This window comes from Rahnella sp. CJA17(1/100) (genome assembly GCF_963881615.1).
GTDB classification, from domain to species: domain Bacteria; phylum Pseudomonadota; class Gammaproteobacteria; order Enterobacterales; family Enterobacteriaceae; genus Rahnella; species Rahnella aceris.
Genome location: NZ_CAWOJA010000033.1, coordinates 269652 through 288280 on the forward strand (window position 1 = coordinate 269652; position 18629 = coordinate 288280).

General features: G+C 50.8%; 18 protein-coding genes and 1 pseudogene. 7 read left to right on the forward strand and 12 right to left on the reverse strand.

What is annotated here, in order from left to right; translation table 11 throughout:
* Positions 1-20: 20 nt before the first annotated feature.
* From fetB to manA, 4 genes are all read right to left on the reverse strand, one after another.
* Positions 21-794, reverse strand: a complete 774-nt coding sequence (fetB, locus tag AACU55_RS15890) for an iron efflux ABC transporter permease subunit FetB (RefSeq protein WP_134705728.1) — start codon at positions 792-794, stop codon at positions 21-23.
* On the reverse strand, positions 781-1452 hold the full coding sequence (gene fetA / locus AACU55_RS15895) for an iron efflux ABC transporter ATP-binding subunit FetA (RefSeq protein ID WP_013575519.1): 672 nt from the start codon (positions 1450-1452) through the stop codon (positions 781-783). Before fetA ends, fetB begins: the two co-directional genes overlap by 14 nt.
* 162 nt (positions 1453-1614) lie before the next feature.
* The gene (locus AACU55_RS15900; RefSeq protein ID WP_037034018.1) at positions 1615-3156 is read right to left on the reverse strand and encodes a YdgA family protein; all 1542 of its coding nucleotides are present in this window, start codon (positions 3154-3156) and stop codon (positions 1615-1617) included.
* A gap of 134 nt (positions 3157-3290) precedes the next feature.
* On the reverse strand, positions 3291-4472 hold the full coding sequence (gene manA / locus AACU55_RS15905) for a mannose-6-phosphate isomerase (RefSeq protein WP_134705729.1): 1182 nt from the start codon (positions 4470-4472) through the stop codon (positions 3291-3293).
* Between the two features lie 246 nt (positions 4473-4718).
* Between manA and fumC the strand changes: the two genes are divergently transcribed.
* Positions 4719-6116 carry a class II fumarate hydratase gene (fumC, locus tag AACU55_RS15910; RefSeq protein WP_134705730.1) on the forward strand — a complete coding sequence of 466 codons (1398 nt, stop codon included), beginning with the start codon at positions 4719-4721 and terminating at the stop codon, positions 6114-6116.
* A 64-nt stretch (positions 6117-6180) separates the two neighbouring features.
* Here the strand turns inward: fumC and tus are convergent, their stop codons facing one another.
* Positions 6181-7116: a DNA replication terminus site-binding protein gene (gene tus / locus AACU55_RS15915; protein WP_013575515.1), complete on the reverse strand. Its 936-nt coding sequence runs from the start codon at positions 7114-7116 to the stop codon at positions 6181-6183.
* Positions 7117-7296: 180 nt separating this feature from the next.
* On the opposite strand from tus, the gene AACU55_RS15920 reads away from it, so the two are divergent.
* Positions 7297-7863: a DNA-3-methyladenine glycosylase I gene (locus tag AACU55_RS15920; RefSeq protein ID WP_134705731.1), complete on the forward strand. Its 567-nt coding sequence runs from the start codon at positions 7297-7299 to the stop codon at positions 7861-7863.
* A 16-nt stretch (positions 7864-7879) separates the two neighbouring features.
* On the opposite strand, the gene AACU55_RS15925 is transcribed toward AACU55_RS15920, so the two are convergent.
* Positions 7880-8842, reverse strand: a complete 963-nt coding sequence (locus AACU55_RS15925; protein WP_134705732.1) for a GlxA family transcriptional regulator — start codon at positions 8840-8842, stop codon at positions 7880-7882.
* 116 nt (positions 8843-8958) lie between these two features.
* On the opposite strand from AACU55_RS15925, the gene AACU55_RS15930 reads away from it, so the two are divergent.
* The gene (locus AACU55_RS15930; RefSeq protein ID WP_013575511.1) at positions 8959-9600 is read left to right on the forward strand and encodes an HD domain-containing protein; all 642 of its coding nucleotides are present in this window, start codon (positions 8959-8961) and stop codon (positions 9598-9600) included.
* 49 nt (positions 9601-9649) lie between these two features.
* Here AACU55_RS15930 and yqfB read toward each other — a convergent pair whose 3' ends face one another.
* The 5 genes and pseudogenes from yqfB to AACU55_RS15955 all read right to left on the reverse strand — a co-directional run bounded on the left by yqfB (position 9650) and on the right by AACU55_RS15955 (position 13157).
* A complete protein-coding gene (yqfB, locus tag AACU55_RS15935) occupies positions 9650-9955 on the reverse strand; it encodes a N(4)-acetylcytidine aminohydrolase (RefSeq protein WP_167686144.1) in 306 nt (101 codons plus the stop codon).
* 42 nt (positions 9956-9997) lie between these two features.
* Positions 9998-11101: pseudogene (locus AACU55_RS15940) on the reverse strand (Fic family protein); the annotation flags it as partial.
* Between the two features lie 91 nt (positions 11102-11192).
* Positions 11193-11930: a metallophosphoesterase gene (locus AACU55_RS15945; protein ID WP_134705734.1), complete on the reverse strand. Its 738-nt coding sequence runs from the start codon at positions 11928-11930 to the stop codon at positions 11193-11195.
* Between the two features lie 135 nt (positions 11931-12065).
* Positions 12066-12428, reverse strand: coding sequence for a cupin domain-containing protein (locus AACU55_RS15950; RefSeq protein WP_037034012.1), 363 nt, complete (start codon positions 12426-12428; stop codon positions 12066-12068).
* A gap of 123 nt (positions 12429-12551) precedes the next feature.
* Positions 12552-13157 carry a transglycosylase SLT domain-containing protein gene (locus tag AACU55_RS15955; RefSeq protein ID WP_013575507.1) on the reverse strand — a complete coding sequence of 202 codons (606 nt, stop codon included), beginning with the start codon at positions 13155-13157 and terminating at the stop codon, positions 12552-12554.
* A 218-nt stretch (positions 13158-13375) separates the two neighbouring features.
* Between AACU55_RS15955 and AACU55_RS15960 the strand changes: the two genes are divergently transcribed.
* Together AACU55_RS15960 and gap are read left to right on the forward strand one after the other, a co-directional pair.
* Positions 13376-14365: a GlxA family transcriptional regulator gene (locus AACU55_RS15960; protein ID WP_134705735.1), complete on the forward strand. Its 990-nt coding sequence runs from the start codon at positions 13376-13378 to the stop codon at positions 14363-14365.
* Positions 14366-14443: 78 nt separating this feature from the next.
* Positions 14444-15454 carry a type I glyceraldehyde-3-phosphate dehydrogenase gene (gap, locus tag AACU55_RS15965; protein WP_013575505.1) on the forward strand — a complete coding sequence of 337 codons (1011 nt, stop codon included), beginning with the start codon at positions 14444-14446 and terminating at the stop codon, positions 15452-15454.
* 138 nt (positions 15455-15592) lie between these two features.
* Here gap and AACU55_RS15970 read toward each other — a convergent pair whose 3' ends face one another.
* Positions 15593-16006, reverse strand: a complete 414-nt coding sequence (locus AACU55_RS15970; protein WP_112152252.1) for a VOC family protein — start codon at positions 16004-16006, stop codon at positions 15593-15595.
* A gap of 201 nt (positions 16007-16207) precedes the next feature.
* On the opposite strand from AACU55_RS15970, the gene AACU55_RS15975 reads away from it, so the two are divergent.
* A complete protein-coding gene (locus AACU55_RS15975) occupies positions 16208-16666 on the forward strand; it encodes a MarR family winged helix-turn-helix transcriptional regulator (RefSeq protein ID WP_112152251.1) in 459 nt (152 codons plus the stop codon).
* A gap of 187 nt (positions 16667-16853) precedes the next feature.
* Positions 16854-18584 carry an MFS transporter gene (locus AACU55_RS15980; protein ID WP_134705736.1) on the forward strand — a complete coding sequence of 577 codons (1731 nt, stop codon included), beginning with the start codon at positions 16854-16856 and terminating at the stop codon, positions 18582-18584.
* Positions 18585-18629 lie beyond the last annotated feature (45 nt).

The following is an 18629-nucleotide window of genomic DNA, read 5'->3' on the forward strand; positions in this document are numbered from 1 at the left end:
ACCCGCGGGCAGAATACGTATTACGATGATTTCAAATCGCGCAGCTGCGCACGGTCATTGTAGAAACGTTTGTAAGCGAGATAACCGGCAATAATCGTCGATAAGCTCGCGGTCGCCAGCAGCATAAAGGTCACCATAATCTGATATTTGATGGCTTTCACCGGATCGATACCCGCAAAAATCAGCCCGGACATCATGCCCGGCAGGCTGACAATCCCGACGGTTTTCGCTGCATCTACGGTCGGGATCATGGCGGCACGAATGCTGTCACGGATAATCCGGTCGGAAGCCATTTTTACCGGCGCGCCGAGGCTCAGCATCTCGAGGATCTTTTGCTGATTATCGAGAAAACGCTGGTTAAGATTGCTGTAACACAGGCCTACTGCCACCATCGCATTCCCGGCAATCATCCCCGAAATCGGAATCATCTGCATAGGCAGAAATTCGATCGAACCGCTGAGGATCAGAATCATTAATGTCAGCGAGGTACCCACCGTAATGGCGATAAAAGAAATGATAAATCCGTTATCGATATTACGGCTGCGCTTTTTGGCATTCAGCGCCGCATTCACGCAGATAAACAGCACCATCAGCACGGTTAACAGGCTGTTATTGATATCAAAAATGTATTTGAGAACGTAGCCGACAATCACCAGTTGTACGATAGCGCGGGCAACGCTCCAGATGATGTCTTTTTCCAGTCCGAGCTTTTCTTTCTTGCTGACGAGCAGGGCGACGACGACCAGGATCAGCGCGAGAGCCAGAGACTGGTTGGTAATATTATGCTGATTCATGCGACGCGCTTCCTGATGAATGACGGGTCAGGGTAATGACGTTTTTGGCGTGGCGGATTTCGTTCAGGTCATGGCTTACCCATAACACCGCGATCTGCTCTTTCTCAACCAGCCCGGCAATGATGTCGTTGATGTTGATTTTATTCTCTTCATCCAGCGCGCTGGTGATTTCATCAAGCAATAAAATATCCGGCATAAATTGCAGATTGCGCAGCAATGCGATGCGTTGCTTTTCCCCGCCGGAAAGCTCCTGCGTACGTTTGGTCAGCATGTCTTCGGATAAATTTACCTGTTTCAGCCAGTCGCGAAGCTGCCCGTCATCAGGTTTTTTATTGCGGATCTGATAAGGCAGGGCGAGGTTATCGTAAACCGTTTCGCCAAATAACGACGGTGTCTGGAAGCAATACGATACGCGCTGGCGGTACGCTTCAGGTTTGATCTGCGTAATATTTTCGCCTTTGAAATAAAGATTTCCACCGGTCGGATTTTGCAATGACGCAATAATCTTCAGCAACGTACTCTTTCCGCTCCCTGAAGGGCCGGTCAGTAAGGTAAATTCCCCCGGATTCAGGGTGAGGGAAACAGGCTCCAGCAGCGGGATATGGTTGAGTGTAAAAGAAACGTCTTGCAGACGAAGGAGGTCAGTGGGAGTGGTCACGCCTGAGAATCCTTTGGTAGCGGAGGTTTTACGCCTTCCCCACTCATGAGGGGAAGGTTGGGATGGGGTGTGAACTTTTACTAGACCAGAACGCTGGCAGAAAGTTCGGTTGTAAAACCGTCTTCCAACCTCCCCCCTGGCTGGGGGGAGATGTAAAGAAGATTACTGAGCCGGGACGGGGGCAGGTGCCGGAGCCACTGGCGTTTCCTGGTCAGGGGTTGCTGCCGGCGCTGCCGGCCCACCCAGAATACCGAAAAGACCGGCGAATTCCTGCAATGTCATTTTCTGGCCATTCAGGTCAACCTGATTGTCAGCGTAATGGAAGCTGCTGGTAATAGTGTCGTCTTTCACGGTGGTCAGTTTAAACATCTGACCCATTGCCGCCAGACCCTGAACCTGCTGCTGTGCCAGTTTAGCGGCGTCGTCTGCGCTGTAACCTTCCAGCTGAGCCACCTGCGTGGTGACCTGAGTGGCCATCGGCAGAGGAATAGTCAGTTTGGCATCAACCTTGTTTACCAACTGAGACAGCATTTGATCCTGAGTCTGTGCTGGCGTTGCGGCCGGATCTTTGAGATCCAGTTGCAGGGTGAAGTTACTTTCGCCTTTGCTGTTTTTCCAGCTCAGCGGGGCAATGCTGATGCCCGGATTGCCTTTGAGCAGCAGTGGCAGGTTAGCCAGCAGTAAATCGGTAGCCTGTTGCTGATAAACAGCCGGATCAATCTGACCCTGTTGCAGCAGAAGTGCGCGGGATTGCTGGTTATAGTTGTCTGCGAACTGTTTCATCGCCGCGCCATCGAGTTTATCCAGCTTCAGTGTCAGTTTGGCTGAACCGAAATCTGCACCCTGAATTTTCAGTGCGTCGAGGGTGTAATCCTGCTGACCGGCGATGTTATTGCCATTTTCAGAGAATTTGCTTACCAGTTTGAAGTTATCCAGCGAAGCGGCATCTTTGCCGTCAACGTTCACCAGGATTTGCTTCACAGTCAGGTTTTGATCACCCACGCCGACCTGAAACTTACCTTGTTTGGTGTCGCTGTCCATGCTGAAACCGGCCAGGGTCACTTTTTCAAGCTGACCCCACTGATTTTTAGAGGTCAGAGCGATGCTGTCGGTGCTGGCGTCCAGCTTCATGGCCGTCAGATCTTTGTCGACATCGACATTGATTTTACCGCCAGAGAAGGCAAGCTGGCTTTCATCTTTCTGATACGTCACAGGAATGATGTCAGCCGCCGAAGAACTTGCGCCGCTGTAGGAAACGCGGGTGTCAATCGTGACCAGAGATTTGCCTTTGGTGACATCAAACAGACCTTTCACCGTTGGCGTGTTTTGCAGCTCTGAATGAACAGAAGCCATGCTTGGGATCAGATTGAATTTTTTCAACTGAGCGGCAGGGAAAGGGCCGTGATCGATAGTTTCGATAAAGGCAATTTCGTCACCCGTTTTCAGTACGCTGGTGCCCGCCGTTGCGGCAGCAGGCTCCGGTTGCAGAACAATGCGCATTTTGCTGCTGAACAGCCCGCGCTGATAATCCTGATAGCTGACTTTCAGCCCGGCTTTCGGATAAGCACTTTGCAACTGGCTGTTAGCCGCCGCAACCTGTTCATCCATATGTTGTTCGATCAGCTTGCCCGTATACCACGAGACGCCTGTCCAGGCCGCGCCAAGGACTACAATGACGCTTACAGCGACTAACGACTTCTTCATATCTCTGTTTATCCTTATGAAATGTCCCGAAAATAAAAAACGCCTTCCGGCGTTATTAGTCTACAGAGTGTAGCTGAATCAGCAAAAAAATCACCAAAATGGGGCGTTTAGCCCCATTTTGTTTAATCAACTGTTCATTTCGCGAGTGTATTGAACACGCGTGCTATGCGGCCGTTGCCGCTGGCAGTCACCGGTGACTCATCGGCTGACAGGAAACACGACTCACCCGGATTGAGAACCAGGGTTTGATTGTTCTTCACCAGAACGCTCTGACCCTCAATACAGAAGACAATCGCCGCGCTGTCCTGCTCCAGCGTTTGTGGTTCAGCAGAGAGGCTGTGAATTGAAAAAGCAAAATCTTCGACCGGGATCGGGAAGTTGAGTTCCGCACCTTTGACAACCGGCGTGGTCAGCAATTCAGAAGCGGGTCTGGCGTTGAATTTCAAATTCGCCAGCAGCTCAGGAATATCAATGTATTTCGGCGTCAGACCTGCGCGCAGCACGTTATCGGAGTTCGCCATCACTTCCAGCGAGACGCCTTTCAGGTAGGCATGCGGCGTTTCGGCATACAGGAACATGCCTTCGCCCGGTTGCAGGGTGATTACGTTGAGCAGCAGCGGGGAGAACAGGCCGCTGTCATCAGGATAAAATTCAGAAATACTGCGGATGGTGTCCCACGGCTCACCCTGTTGTTCATCCAGAACGGATTTCAGCACGTTCAGCGCCCGGGATTTATCTTCACCTTCCAGACTCAGCAGGCCCGCAAACAGCGTGCGCAGGTGATCAACATCCGGAGACGTCAGGAAGCTGGCAATTAACGGATGCGCACCGGCCACGGGTTGCAATAATGAAACAATTTCGCGCAACTCGCGGAAACCGTTCATGGCCTGGAAAGGGGTCAGGGCATAAACCAGTTCAGGTTTGTGGTTCGGATCTTTGTAGTTACGCTCGGCGGCATCCAGTGGAATACCGGCAGCATTTTCTTTGGCATAACCGATTTCAGCCGCACTTTTGCTCGGGTGCACCTGAATCGACAGCGGCTGATCGGCGCACAGCACTTTAAACAAGAAAGGTAATTCGCCAAAGCGCTTAGCCACTTTTTCGCCCAGTTGCGCAGACAGTCCGGCACTTATTTGGTCGCGCAGAGAGAGGTTCTCACCACGGGAGTTCTCAATCTGAGAGCTACATTTCGGATGAGCACCCATCCACAGTTCAGCCATCGGACGGCCTTCTGCATCTTTAATTCCATAGAGTTTGGTCAGCGCGTCTTTGCTGCCCCAGGCGTAATTTTGTACACCGTTATGCATCTTTTGCATTGCTTCATCCTGAATAGAAAATATTGCCGACTAGTAAACAATGACGAAGGGGGCTTTACAACTGCGAAGGCCCAAAAAGTGCGGCTGGCATGCATTTTCAGATTGGGGATCGAATCCAATTATACGCCCGGCTTATATGTCACTATAATCAACAGGCCGCCAACGGATGCGTGGGAGCGCGTGCGGCAAACAGTAACCTGCAAAAAAACTGATTTATCATCGTAATAAGCATCTAAGGAGACAGTAATGGCATCTACACGCGTTGAGAAAGACTCAATGGGGCCAATTGATGTTCCGGCAGATAAGCTTTGGGGCGCACAGACGCAACGTTCCCTCGAGCATTTTCGTATTTCCTCTGAAAAAATGCCAACGGCGCTGATTCACGCGCTGGCACTGACAAAGCGTGCGGCAGCCAGCGTCAATATGGACCTCGGGTTACTGCCTGCTGAGCGGGCAAACGCCATTATTGCCGCTGCCGATGAAGTGCTTGCCGACAAGCATTCTGCCGAATTCCCGCTGTCCATCTGGCAGACCGGTTCCGGCACCCAGACCAACATGAATATGAATGAAGTGCTGGCTAACCGGGCAAGTGAAATTCTCGGTGGCGTGCGCGGCGAAGAACGTAAAGTTCACCCGAACGATGATGTGAACAAGAGCCAAAGCTCCAACGATGTTTTCCCGACGGCCATGCACGTTGCGGCAGTGATTGAACTGCGCGAAACCCTGATCCCGCAGTTGAAAGTGTTGCACAAAACGCTGTCCGATAAAGCCACGGCATATCGTGACATTGTGAAAATAGGGCGTACGCATTTGCAGGATGCCACACCGCTGACACTGGGACAGGAAATTTCCGGCTGGGTAGCCATGTTGGGACACAGCCTGACGCACATTGAAAACAGCATCCCGCATATTGCCGAACTGGCGCTGGGCGGAACTGCAGTCGGTACCGGGTTGAATACGCACCCGGAATACGCCGTGCGTGTGGCGAAAGCACTGGCAGAACTGACCGGACAACCGTTTGTGACGTCCCCGAATAAATTTGAAGCGCTGGCGACCTGTGACGCACTGGTTCATGGCCACGGCGCGCTGAAAGGGCTGGCCGCTTCACTGATGAAAATCGCCAACGACGTGCGCTGGTTATCTTCCGGCCCGCGTTGCGGCATCGGTGAAATCTCGATTCCGGAAAACGAACCGGGTAGCTCGATCATGCCGGGCAAAGTCAATCCGACGCAGTGCGAAGCGATGACTATGTTGTGCGTACAGGTGCTGGGAAATGACGTTGCAGTCAACATCGGCGGTGCATCCGGTAACTTTGAGCTGAACGTGTTCCGTCCGCTGGTCATCCATAACTTCCTGCAATCCGTTCGTTTGCTGGCTGATGGTATAAGCGGCTTTAACGAGCATTGTGCGGTCGGTATTGAACCTAACCGTGACCGTATTACCCAGTTGTTGAATGAATCGCTGATGCTGGTGACTGCGCTGAATACCCATATTGGCTATGACAAGGCGGCGGAAATCGCCAAGAAAGCACATAAAGAAGGCCTGACCCTGAAAGCGTCGGCGCTGAAACTCGGCTATCTGACCGAAGAACAGTTCGACGAGTGGGTGCGGCCTGAAGCCATGGTCGGTAGCATGAAAGCGTAAACAGCCTGCTATTTACATGTGAAACGAGGTCCGGGCAACCGGACCTTTTCACGTTCTGAGCGGCTTACAGCGGATGGTCCGTATAAAGATGCAGACGTTTGATCAGCAGGCTCAGTGGCTGCGACTGCGGTTTATATTTATGCTTCACGGATGACACATCGTAATCATGCAGTTCCCCTAACTTAGGAAGTTGCATCATGGGCGAACGCAGACATAACGCAATCAGCGGCAGCGGGCAGGGGTGTTGCACCTGTTTCTGGTTGTTGCGATACCACACGCGGGCTATGGGCTGAACTTTCACCGGGCGTTTGAATTTGAGCGCCGCGTGTTCGGGCAAACGCTTCACGTCTATCATCTCGCGGTTAATATTTTCCATCCATTGCTCACGGGTATAAGGCGAGACAGCGCGTCCGGCATGCAGACTCTTTTCCAGTTGTGCCAGAACTTCATCGCGGGTCACGTTCTTAATAATATGTTTGTTCGCCCAACCAAAGCGCACGGAGTCCGGGTCATTGAGATACGTCACCGAACGGTAAGCGTTCAGCGTTATCAGGCCGCGAAGGTGGGTATGTACAAACTCAAAACGCTGTTCACGGGCGAGACCGGACTCGACGGTCACGATATGTTCCAGCTCAGCTTTCAGCTTATTCACTTCTTCAATCAACAGCAGGGCAGACTGATGCTCCGCTGCGTCCACGGCATAACACAATACACCGGGTAAACGGACGGCGGATTTACTGCTGACATTCTCGTTATTATGATGAATAAACAACCGCTGAAAATGCTGTAATGCCAGTTGCTGTGCGGTTTCGCCGGTGTGAGGCGTGACAGTGATTTTGTCCGCCGGATTATGCTCTTCGCCTTTCACTACTTCAGGCAAGGTAAATACCCGCGCCTGCAATAATTCCAGTTGCCCCAGGAAATTCCCCAAATCTTGCAATGCCATTTCCAGTTCGTTAAAACAGCCGTTCATCCGGGCAATTAAATCATAATCCGCCATAAACCCTCCGGTTAGTTACAACATACAGTTTAGGACATAATGATTAAATGTGCACACATAAACATCTGTGAAATCATTAAATTCGGTGTGAAAGTCGCTGAGCAGGGTGGAGAAGAAGTTTACCCCTTCCATGCACGGGTCAGGTTAGAATAAAGAACTTTCTGCTTTCAGGAGTTCGCGATGACAGATCTGATCCGTTGCCCGTGGGGCACGAGTGACCCGATGATGATTGACTATCATGATGATGAATGGGGCAAGCCGGTACGTGACAGCCGGGCACTGTGGGAAAAGCTGATGCTTGATGGCTTTCAGGCCGGATTATCCTGGCGGATCGTGCTGAAAAAAAGGGATGCCTTGCGCCTGGCCTTCTGCGATTTTATACCCGAGAAAGTCGCTGAATTTACCGATGAAGACATCGAAAGGCTGGTGAATAACGCCGATATTATCCGCTCCCGCAGCAAGATCACGGCGGTTGTCAGCAACGCCCGGGCCTATCTGTCCATGCAGCAAGCGGGTGAAGATTTTGGTGAGTGGATTTGGGCGCAAATCGGCGGGAAGGCGATTCAGCATACCGGGCCGGTTCCGACTAAAGATGCGCTGTCTGATCAGATTTCAAAAGATCTCAAAAAGCGTGGATTCAAGTTTGTCGGCCCGACAATAGTCTATGCCTGGCTGGAAGCTACCGGCCTGATTAATACCCATCATCCGGATTGTTTCCGGCGTGCTCAGGTAGCAAAAGAAGCCTGATTTCTCGAAGGTTTTTTCAACGGGAATACTGCTTTTGATATTGTGACGGTGTCACGGATAATTGCCTGACGAACGCACGTCGCAGGATATCAACGCTGGAAAATCCGCACTGTGCCGCAACCTGCTTCACCGCCATTTCCCCCGTTTCCAGCAGTTGCCGTGCGTGAAATATCCGTTGCTGTTCCAGCCATTCTGCCGGTGATTGCCGCAGCGCCTGATTAAACAAACGCGTCAGATGGCGGACACTGATCCCCATATGAACAGCCAGGCTTTGCACATTATGCGGTTGGTCGAGCGAATTCATCACCCACCGCTGTACGTCCTGTAATGCCGACCGGCCACTCAGCGACGCCTGACCATGGCGGCTAAACTGCAACTGCCCGCCGGGACGTTTGAAGAACATCACCAGTTGCGAAGCGACATCCAGCGCGGTTTCCCGTCCAAGATCTTCTTCCACCATATTCAGGGCTAAATCCAGCCCGGATGTGACACCTGCTGCCGTTCTCAGCTCACCCTCGGCAATAAAAATAGCGTCAGCTTCGACATTCACCCGCGGATACTCTTGGCTTAGTTTTGCGGCGACGGACCAGTGTGTGGTCACGCGCCGGTCGTCAAGCAATCCGGCGGCGGCAAGTAATAACGCACCGCTGCACACGGAACCAAAACGCTTCGCATGGTGGCTCCAGGTACGGATCCCGTCTTTTAATTTTTCATCCCGCAGGAATGTTTCCAGCACGGGCGCACCTGCGACCAGAAAAGTATCGACGGCGGCAGGAAGCGGGGTTGCAAGAGTGAGATCTGCAAACAGACGCACGCCGGAAGAGGTGCGTACAACGGGATCGTCGCCAATCGCCATCACGCTCAGGGTATAAACGTCGCGGCCGCGTTGCCGGTTGGCTTCAGCGAAAACGTCCAGCGGGCCGGAGACATCGAGAAGTTGCACGCCCGGCACGGCGAGAATAATGATGTGTTTTGGCATTTGAATATTTCCTGTCGCAAATGAACAATTATGTCTCATAACGTCATATTACGATGATTGATGACATTTATCTTGCCGCTTATGCTGACTCTATTCAACCCAACAGGACAAATACTATGACTCTGAACATTAAGGGTATCCGCATTCCCGACAGCAAGATGGCTCGTGAAGCAACAGAACGGGTCCGTGATATGGAATCCGATTTACTGTTTCATCATTCCAGCCGTGTATATTACTGGGCCGCGCTGGCCGGGCAACAACGTCAGCTAAAGGTTGATCATGAGCTGCTTTATATTGGCTGTATGTTCCACGATGTGGGGCTGACACACGAAAATTGCAGTTGCGATAAACGCTTTGAAGTTGACGGCGCCAATGCCGCACGCGAGTTTATGCAACAGCACGGCATCAGCACGCAGGACATCGATAAGGTCTGGACCGCCATTGCGCTGCATACCACGCCGGGCATCCCTGAATTTATGGATCCGGTGATCGCACTGGTGACTTCAGGTGTGGAAATGGACGTACTCGGCATCAATTATCAGGGCTACGATGACAGCGTACGTAATGCGGTTGTCGAAGCGCATCCGCGGACACCGGCGTTCAAGGAGGATATTATTCAGGCATTTTATGACGGAATTAAACACAAGCCGCAGACCACATTCGGTAATGTCAAAGCCGACGTCATTGCTGATAAAGAACCCGATTTTATCAAAGGAAATTTTTGTTCAGTGATCCGCAATTCGCGCTGGAATGGCTGATGAGAAGAAAAGGGCGCGTGGAGAAGGGATCCCGGCGCGCCACACGCAATTATAGAAGACGAAATTGAATCATAAACAGTGATTTCAGCCCCGGATAAATCTCGCTGATGACCTGTTTAAGTTCTTCCAGTGTCATGTTTTCCTGCACCGCGTGCTGATCGTTGAGATCGTCGAACTGTACTCCAGTGACAGCGATAATTTCAATGTTGCAGAAAAACACGTCATCTTCATAACGGCTGACGCGAACTTGATCGCCTGCCGTAAAATCCGCGTCGCTGGCTTCACGCAGGGTGATCGTTTTACGGCCAGCAAGAATATCAGCCTCGAAACGACCGTAAAAAGTAATATTTTTCATGAGGTTTCCTGCGTTAAATAGAGAGAACGTCCGGTTGATGGTATAGCGTGTGCTTCGCCCGCCGCTTACAGACTTGCGCATACAGCCGAGAGAAACGAGATCAGCCAGATGTCGCGTTGCGGTGGCTTTACTGACTTTTGCCACTTTCTGATACTGACTCGCATTTATGCCTTCGGAAAAACCGTTCTCACCGCCGTCGAGTAATCGGTTGAGTACTTTTTTCTGTTCAACTGAAAGCGCGCTGGTGTGGTAAATCTGCCAGAAACGGGATTTATCCAATATTTGATTAATGCGATGGATTGCCGTATCCACGGTAGTTTCAAGCATTTGCAAAAACCAGCTTAGCCAGCGGGTCAGATCCATTCCTCCACGCTGTGTGGCTTCGAGCACTTCATAATATCCGCTACGGTGATTTAATATGGCCTCTGACATTGCATATAGACGCACGCTATCATGATCAGCCTGAAACAGAGCCATGTCCGTCAGTGCACGGGTGATACGACCATTACCATCTTCAAACGGATGAAGTGTAATGAACCAGAAATGGGCCAGAGCTGTACGTAAAAGCGGATCCAAAGCCGGTCTGAATAATGACTGGTTATACCATTCGATAAACTGGAAAAGCTCACCTGTTAATTGTTCACGCGGAGGTGCCTGATAATGCACGTTTTCATGTCCAATCCGGCCTGAAACCACGCGCATAGTTTCATCACCACGCCATTGTCCTCGCCTTAAATACGTTGGTGCTGGCTCGGGAAATAACCAGCAATGCCACTGGAATAACCGTGTTTCTGAAAGCAAAGAGTTATGTGGATCAAATACATCCATCATCATTTTTGCCAGACCTTCCGAGCGATCAGTCATTCTGCCCGTCGGTTCTCCCGCAATTCCCAGGCATTTTGCCAGAGACGACCGGACAGAATGGGCATCGAGCCGTTCATTTTCGATCTCTGAGGAAGAAAGAATGTTATTCAGCATAGCGTTGAGGGAGTATTCCATGGCTTCATGGCCGGGGCGGGATTCCACTTTTCCTACAAGTTTGCCCATTTTAAGCCGCGTTTGTCGCAACATGGGCTGTATAACATCATCATCCCAGTTGAACTGAGGCCAGTCAGGTTTTTGCCAGATCCATTGTTTATTATCCATAACGGGGAGCCTGTGAGCCGAATAGAAAACTTTTTCAGCTCATTATACGAGCCAAATAAGAATTGTAAACGGCTCATTTATCAGGCAGATATTAAAGAAGGACAGGGTGGCTAACCATCTCACCGTCATTGTATCTGTGAATCATAAATGACAAGAAGTTGTTCACGGGAGGAACAATTGCCGAGCCAAACCACAAAGGATTTTCCGGGCAGATGGAGCCGCAAATATAAGCCGGTATTCCGGCCAGTTGACCGGCCATTGACCGGTGAACATGACCTGCTGAGATAGCGATAGGTTTTCGCGGATGCTCACTTAAAAACTCAGCCAGTTTTACCACATCGCGACACATTATCTGATCTAAAGGCGGAATGCCGCTGCGGATAACCGGATGATGCATGAAAAGAATGGAATTCGCGGGGCCGTCGCTGATCAGATTATCGGCCAGCCACGGCAGATGTTCGCCAATGGCTCCTGCGGGATTTTCCTGGATGGTGGTATCAAGGCCGATAAGGCGGAGTTCACCGATGTCCGCGACAAAATGCAGCGCGTCATTTTCGCCGGAATTGCACCAGTAATGGCAATGCAAAATTGATTTCATTGCTGCACGGTCGTCTGAATTACCGGGCAATATGAATGACGGGTAAGATCTTTTATTCAGCTGAGCGGCGATAGCGGCATAACCATCACGCCAGTTGTCGTCAATCAAATCACCGGTCAGCACAAGGGCGTCAGGCGTAATGAGATCAATCCACGTCAGTGCGCGTTCAAAGCGTGTGAGGTTATCATTATTTTCTGCGGCATGAATGTCAGACACCTGGGCGATAATCACCAAAAACCTCCGGGAGGATTTCCCGTTATCAGAATAAGAACAATGTAGATGATATAGAACGGATAATCAAAGTGCGCATAATGTATATTATGTTAAATAGGATATCAACTTACGCACCAGGCGCCATCATTTTCCTCATTCTGCCTCACCTGCTTCGTTCAACGTTTTTTCACCGTAATGAATGGCCAGCCAGATGGTCGTTCCATTCTGTTCAGTCCATTCGACGCGGTGTCTGCACAGCGACGGGATATTCACAAAGTCGCCTGCTTTCAGAATGCGCACGTCGGTTTCAGTATCAAACTTCAAACCGGCCGAACCTTGCAAGACCAGTATCCATTCGTCATGCGTCTGGCAATACCAGAATCCCGTCGGGCTGGCTTGTCCTGTGGAAATAATCCGCTCAATACGAATACCGGGTCGTGTCAGCAACTCTTCAAAGGTCTCGCCTTCACCATTGCGTGCAGCTTCAGGAATATCTGTGAATATGTTATCTGGCATTCACCACCTCCGTCCGGACTTTCAGGGTTTCAAATTGATCGCGCTACGTGAATTCTGAGAATTGAACAGCATAGTTGTACTGCAGATTTCACGTAGCACGTCCATTTTTCAGTGCTCTAAACACTATAAACCGGCATAGGCTTTTTCGACTTTGGCCATGTATCTGGGTGCCTGCGGCGCCGGATGATACTGACGAACATGCCAGTTAAAGGCTTCCGGCGTCAGTTGATTAATCATCTGGATTGCCGTCTGCCGGTTACTGGAAAACGTCCTAAGTAACGCTCCCGCACCGTTAGCATACGCGACTTCCGTGGCATAACGGCGCGTCAGCGGATCGTTAATCCAGTTAAGTTGCTGACGTTGCAATGCACTGATGTATGCCGTTCCCAGATCAATGTTGGTTTCCGGATCCAGCAAATCATCGTCGTCCGGGCAACCGCGTTTACCTTTATAACGATACGCATCGCAACCGCTGGTCGATGCTTTCAGCTGCATCAGACCAATAGCATTAGATGGACTGACTGCTTTGGGATTAAATCCGGATTCGACCTGAATGATTGCCTTCACCAGTTTACGGTCAACTTTGTATTCATCGGCAGCATCTTCAATCTCATCATCAAAGGCATGCGTGTCGTATTTCTTATAATGAGGTTTGCCCGAGCAGCCAGCCAAAATCATCAGCATAACCAACATGCTGAATTGTGAAGTTTTTTTGAATAATGAAATCATAATCTTCCAGGATCTAAATGAACGTTTCTCCGGCTGATAAGATACCGTTATCGTCACTCAGGGTCATGTATTTATGAGGGATTTTCTGACATTCAACGGTATCAAAAGTGCGAAATCCTGTCCCTGCGCCCTGCTTTCACGTTAATTCACTGGCTGTGTGATTCAATAACAGCATTCGCAGATTTGACTTATTTAATACACATTGTATTTTTAATGCCATGAACACATTCCTGATTATTGTCCCCGACGGGGGCATGTTATTCGAAGCAGCAGGCATTGCTGATATCCTCATGCAGGCGAATCGTCTGTTGCCTCTCCACGCCACGTCTGACTCCAAAATTGCGCCTTATCAGGTGACTGTGGCGACCACACAACCGCACCGTGTGATTCACGGTGTCTCAGGGCTTAACCTTCTCGCAGATCACCGGTTGTGCGATCTTGACCCCACATTGACCCGCGACACTATCTTAGTCACCGGTAAAGGCTTATCTGAAGAAGAAGGCTCAAACGTTGTACGCTGGTTACAACAGGCTGCGCCGCATGCCCGCCGCGTGGTGTCTGTTTGTGGCGGCGCGGTGTTGCTCGCCCAGGCGGGATTACTCAACGGCCGACACGCCACCACACACTGGCGTCTGATCGACACCCTGCAGGCACAATACCCGCAGGTGACCGTGGAACGCGGCCCGATGTATGTTCAGGACGGTCCGGTCTGGACGTCAGGTGGCGTCAGCTCCGGCTTTGACCTCACTCTTGCATTGGTCGAAGAAGATCATGGTTTCAGCATCGCTAAAAATGTTGCTCAGGATTTAGTGATGTTTCTCCGGCGTCCGGGTGGACAGTCGCAATTTAGCCGCTATCTTTTGAATCAGGCCAGCAATGGCTCTATCCGCGAACTTCAGGCCTGGTTACCTGAGAATCTCAACGGCGATTTATCTGTCGAAAACCTTGCTGAACGTGTCGCGATGAGTCCGCGAAACTTCACGCGCGTTTTCACACGCGAAACCGGCATAACCCCGGCAAAATATGTTGAGGAAGTCAGGCTGAGTGCCGCGCGACAGCTTCTGGAACAAACAACACAAAACATAGATCGTATCGCCCTCACGACCGGCTTCGGCGGCGGGCTGAACCTGCGCCGCGTTTTTGAACGAAATTTACAACTGACACCGACAGAATACAGAGAACGCTTTTGCTCCAGATATTTGGCGTAAATTGATCTTTTATTGTCATTTACGCCAACCCTCCTGCGTACTAGATTAACTGTAAAGCAGATAACTAAGGAGTTCATCATGGTCAAAGTAGGTATCAATGGTTTTGGCAGGATTGGACGGAATGTGTTGCGCGCCGCACTCGGGCGGGATGACTTCCAGGTGGTGGCAATTAATGATCTAACGGACAGTAAGACTCTCGCTCATCTTCTGAAATATGACTCACTCTCAGGCACGTTAAAAGCTGACGTCGAAGCGGGTGAAGGCGAATTACGGGTTGATGGAAAACCGGTACGCGTTTTCTCAGAAAGGGATCCCGCTGCAATTCCGTGGAGCTCTGTGGGCGTTGATATCGTTATTGAAGCTACCGGCTTCTTTACTGAAAAAGCTAAAGCGGAAGTTCACATCACCCGGGGCGGAGCAAAACGCGTCATTATTTCCGCACCGGCCAAAAATGATGACATCACCATTGTGATGGGCGTTAATGACAGCGATTACGACCCGGCAAAACACAAAGTGGTCAGCAACGGCAGTTGTACCACCAACGGTCTGGCCCCTGCCGCTCAGGTTTTGCATCAGACCTTCGGCATTGAACATGGCCTGATGAACACCACTCACGCCTACACCAACAGCCAGGCGTTGCATGATCAACCTGAAAAAGATTTACGGGGTGCGCGTGCGGCAGCGGTTTCCATTGTTCCGTATTCCAGCGGCGCAGCGAAAGCGATCGGGAAAGTTATCCCGGAACTGGACGGACGCATGACCGGTTATTCACTACGAGTTCCGGTGCCGGTGGTTTCCATCGTCGATTTAACCGTTAACCTTAAACGCGAAGCGACTGTTGAAGAAATTAACGCCGCGTTTCGTAAGGCGGCTGAATCCGGCCCGCTTAAAGGCATTCTGGGTTACAGCGAGGAGCCACTGGTGTCGAGCGATTATCGCGGTGATCCGCGTTCATCCATTATTGACGGGCTTTCAACATTGGTGATTGGCGGCAAGCTGGTGAAAATTCTCGCCTGGTATGATAACGAATGGGGCTTTTCAAACCGCCTGGTCGATCTGGCACTGTTAATGGAAAAACGCGGTTTATAACCTCCTCTTTTCCTGCCAGAATAATGACAGACACCGCTTTATGCGGTGTCTTTTTATATGTCAAAGACGATCACCATTTTTAATAAAACACACTGTATGTTGTAACTAATTAATTATTTCTTGGTCCAGGAACGAACGTCATTTCTCCTGCGGCCCGATGGTCATAAACGGGTTATAGGCGATTTCCCACAGATGTCCGTCCGGATCGGCGAAATAACCCGAATATCCGCCCCAGAACACTTTCTGTCCCGGTTTAATCATTTTACCTCCCGCACTGACTGCCTGAGCCAGAATGGCATCCACTTTAGCTTCACTGGCCACCGTTTGCGCCAGCGCCATACCGCGAAAACCATTCCCTGCCGGGCTGACCTGCGCATCTTTGGCCAGTTCATCCCACGGAAACAGAGAAAGCCAGGCACCTGCCAGTTCAAAAAAACTGACACCTTCAGAATCGATAACCACTTTTGGAAAGCCCAGTCCGTGCTGATAAAATTCGGTAGAAGCGGCCAGGTCTTTAACACCCAGCGTGATCATGTTGATGACAGGTTGCATTGTATTTTCTCCGTCAGAGGGATAAAGCAAACAGATAAAACGGCTTTCCGGACAGCATAAATAGTTTCCGGAAACTTTACTTAGATAACCCTTCCACTTGTCTCAAAATGTTAATGGCACCCGTCCTTTTCTGATAAATGTTGCTTATCGTGCTAATCTGACGTCTCAGAACCTGCTAATCCCCGACGTTGAGGATCTCCTGTGACCATATTACGCCGCCGCCCGGAAGCCACCTCTCCTGCCGTCCGTTTCCTGCCTGAAACTATTCATATCGGCCGTCAGTTGCGGACTTATTGTGATGCCCGTTTCAAAACCATTGGTCTGACACTGGCTCGCGGGCAAGTGTTATTACATCTGGAAGCCGCCAGCGGACGCCTGCCTCAGGGTGAACTGACCGCGTTGCTGGAAGTGGAACACCCTACCGCCATTCGCCTGTTTGACAGCCTCGCCGAGCTGGGCCTGCTGGAACGCTGCCCCGGAGAAACCGATCGTCGTTCGAAAGATATCAGACTGACAGAAACCGGAACTGAGCTGGCAAACCAGGTACGCATCATGACGGATGACATTCTGATCCGCGTCATGGAAGGTATTCCGCAAAATGATGTGGATATCGCCCGGGGTGTTCTCGCCAGTATTACTGCCAATATCGCCGCGCTTTAATTGGCGATTTTTCTCGTTTTATAGCTTTTCCCGCCCGAAATAGTCACTTCCGTTACTGATTTGTTACTCGTTATTTTCATTTGTAAATATCACCAGTATGAATAATTGGGTAGACACCGTGGAAACGCCTTATTACATTATGTAGCAAGGTACAAATTAGTCGGGTAATGATTTACAAGGCGAAACGATGACGACGCGTTCTGATTCAGATGTCCGGCAGGATGCCGGTGAATTATCAACACGGGAAGCATCACCACCCCAGGCACAGGCAGTACAACCTGAAAAGCCAGCGCCGGTACCGCCGTCGCAGCATCACCCTTTCGCCGTTCAGGTCAGCACCGGGTTGCTGCAATATCCGCGTCTGCGGATTGTTGTCTATGCCATGGCATCACTGATTATCGGGCTGACGCAGGGGCTGGGGATTAATCTGGTCAGCTCCAACCTGCCGGGTATTCAGGGTTCGCTGGGCATTTCCAACGTCGAAAGTTACTGGCTGGTAGCGGCCTATACCGCAACCAGTGTCACCGGCACGATCCTGTTGTACAAAATCCGCACCCAGTTTGGTTTTCGTCGGTTTGGCGAATATGGCCTGCTGTTTTTCGCTGTCGCGTCAATGGCACAGACATTTACGCATGATTTTCAGACCGCGCTTGCCGTGCGTGCCGTGATGGGTTTTGCGATGGCGTCGCTCGGACCACTGGCGTTGTTTTATATGTTCGAGATCTTTCCGCCCGCTAAAAAACTGACGGCAGGATTATGTTTCGGACTGGCAGGCAGCCAGCTGGCGTTGCCGATCTCGCGCATTATTTCTCCGCATTTGTTAGATCTCGGACACTGGCATCAGCTGACGACGCTGGAGTCCGGCCTTTCGCTTATCTGCCTGACCATTATCTGGATTTTGCCACTTACCCATCCGCCGCGAGTGAAAGTGTTCGAGCGTACTGACTGGATAAGTTATCCGCTCATTGCCACCGCAGTGGCCTGTATGTCGGTGGTTCTGACCATGGGCCGTTATTACTGGTGGCAGGAAAAAGACTGGATTGGCGAAGTGCTGGTGGTCGGGATTATTGCGCTGACGCTGTCTTTTATGGTCGAGCTGAAACGCAAAAATCCGATTATCGATTTGCGCTGGCTGATGACGCCGGAAATGCTGCTGTTCACCGGTTCGATGCTCTTCGTGCGCATGCTGTTGTCGGAACAAACTACCGGCATGGTCGGGTTTCTGAATCTGGTGGGATTAGTTAACGATCAGCTGATCATGCTGTTTTGCGTGATTCTGGCCGCGACTTTTGCCGGACTGGTGGTGGTCAGCATCATTCACAAAGCTAACCGGATTGTTTACATCCATCTGTTTTCAATTGCCCTGATCGCCGCCGCCTCGTTGACAGACGCCAACTCCACAGCAGATACCCGTCCGGAACAGTTTTACCTGACACAGGGAATGATCGCGTTTGCCGGAGCGATATTTCTTCCGACGTCTCTGTGGCTCGGGTTTATCCGTGCACTGCAATTCGGGCAGAGCCAGATCATCAGTTTTATTCTGGTGTTTCTCACGACCCAAAATGTCGGCGCTCAGGTGGGCAGCGCATTCCTTGGCACGATCCAAATCCTGCGGGAGAAATTTCATTCCAGCACGCTGGTCGAAAACATCAGCCTGCAAAATCCGCTGGTCGTTGAGCGTGTTTCCCAATACAGCCATTTGCTGAAACCGATATTAAACGACGGCACGCAACTGAATGCCGAAGGTCTGGCTCAGTTGAGCCAGAAAGTGACACAACAGGCCGGATTGCTGGCCTATAACGATGTCTTTATGGTGGTTTTCTATATGTCGCTGGGCTGCTTTGCCGTCCTTGTCGCGCACATTATTGCCGGACGGATGTTGATGAAGAAACGCGCAGCCGCAGAGATTGTCGCGTAAGCACATTGTTTCTGTTAATGAACAAAAAGAGTACAGCGGAAAAAA